The organism is Roseinatronobacter thiooxidans (assembly GCF_001870675.1).
Lineage (GTDB): Bacteria > Pseudomonadota > Alphaproteobacteria > Rhodobacterales > Rhodobacteraceae > Roseinatronobacter > Roseinatronobacter thiooxidans.
This window is the reverse complement of sequence record NZ_MEHT01000025.1, coordinates 1-1597: the sequence shown is the minus strand read 5'-3', so window position 1 is coordinate 1597 and position 1597 is coordinate 1. Positions and strand designations below refer to the sequence as shown.

The window sequence follows — 1597 nt, the reverse complement described above, 5'->3', positions numbered from 1 at the left end:
TTCCTAAGAAACAGCCGCCGTCTCCGGGATTGGCGCCAATGCAAATCCGAGGGTCTTGGCGCGCCGTTGAAGATTTGACAGCACACGTTGCCGATGCCGCTCGTCATAGGCAGCGGCTCCCTGATCCTGATAGGTCATGCCATGGCGGATGGCGTTGTAGAACAGGACTGCGATCTTGCGCGCCGTGGCTGTTACCGCCTTCTGCTTGCCGATCCGCGCTGAGAGGCGGCGATAGAAAGCGCCCAAGGCTGTGTCACTTCGGCCAATCGTGACGGCAGCCAGCCGCAGAAGTGCAGCGGCGCGGCTGGAGGATCGGCGTGTCCGCGAAGACAGCAGCTTGCCCCCGGAGATCTTGTTCCCGGGGGCAAGACAGAGCCACGACGTGAAGTGCTTGGCGCTTTTCCAGGCGCGCAGGTCCGTGCCGCATTCAGCCACCAGCTTAAGTACCAGAGATGGTCCGAGGCCGTGGATCTGCGTCAGGTCTGTGCCCAACACCCCGTAAAGTGCGGACCGAACATCGAAGGACGGCGCATTGTGCTGATTGCCCTTGATCCGTGCCTTCGGCAGTGGGGCCAGATCACCGTCAGCCCGGACAGTCAGCGCGCCCACCGCAGCCTCCAGCCTGCGGTCGCACGCCTCGATCTGCGCCTTGTAAAAGTCGTATAGCTCCAGTGACTGTGTCAGGGCAAAGACATGCTCCTCACGGTCGTTGCCGACCAGCGCAGCCTTGATCGTGTCTATCGACGACCGACAGCGGACATCCCGGAAGGCGGCGAGCACTTCAGGATCACGCTCGCCCGCGACGATGGCACGGATGATCCGCATACCTGTCGCGCCGGTGATGTCGGAGACGACATGATGCAGTTGCAGGTTCATCTCCATCAGCGCCTTCTGCATGTGCTGGATATGCGCGGCGGCATACTCGGTGAGCCTTTCGCGCTGGCGCATGTAGGCGCGCAGGGTAGCGATCTCAGCCTCGGGGCGGAAGCTGCCACGCAGCAGGCCATAGGAATGCAGCTGGCGCAGCCATCCCGCATCGCTGACATCGGTTTTGCGGCCCGGCACATTCTTGGCATAGCGGGCATTCACGAGGATGACCTCGAAGCCATGTGCCTCCAGGATCTCGAAGGCCGGTATCCAGTAAACGCCGGTGGACTCCATCGCCACGCTGGTGACACCGCACAACCGAAACCAGTCGGCAAGGTCGTGCAAATCCTGGGTGAATGTCCCAAAGGCGCGCACTGGCATGATGTCGGTGTCGGGGTTCACAGCCGCCATGTGCATCGTCGAGCCGATGTCGATCGCGGCCGCATTGGGATTGACCATCTTCAGGTCCGGGTGGCCACCGGTCTTGCGCTTTGTCATGGCATCTCCTCCGTTCAAGGCGAAGGGCGTGGGCCATGCAAGTTCGTCATCTTCCTAAACGGGATCACCGCGATGGCGGCGTCACCACTCTCAAGTGCGCATCGGCCCATGTGCCACGTTTTTTAACGGGGTCCAGCCCACCAATAAGCCATCGGCAACTGCCCTTCAGGCGCAGCATAGCACAGGCTGTTTATACCGCGCACAGGCGGGCTGCGGCCCGGAACGGTTTTTT

General features: G+C 61.7%; 1 protein-coding gene. It reads right to left on the bottom strand.

What is annotated here, in order from left to right; translation table 11 throughout:
* Positions 1–3: 3 nt before the first annotated feature.
* Positions 4–1365: an IS110 family RNA-guided transposase gene (locus BG455_RS11425; protein WP_071470143.1), complete on the bottom strand. Its 1362-nt coding sequence runs from the start codon at positions 1363–1365 to the stop codon at positions 4–6.
* Between the last annotated feature and the right edge of the window lie 232 nt (positions 1366–1597).

Bases quoted from the DNA above. Each gene is read 5' to 3' on its own strand.
- BG455_RS11425 (WP_071470143.1), bottom strand. From the start codon at position 1,365: ATGACAAAGCGCAAGACCGGTGGCCACCCGGACCTGAAGATGGTCAAT.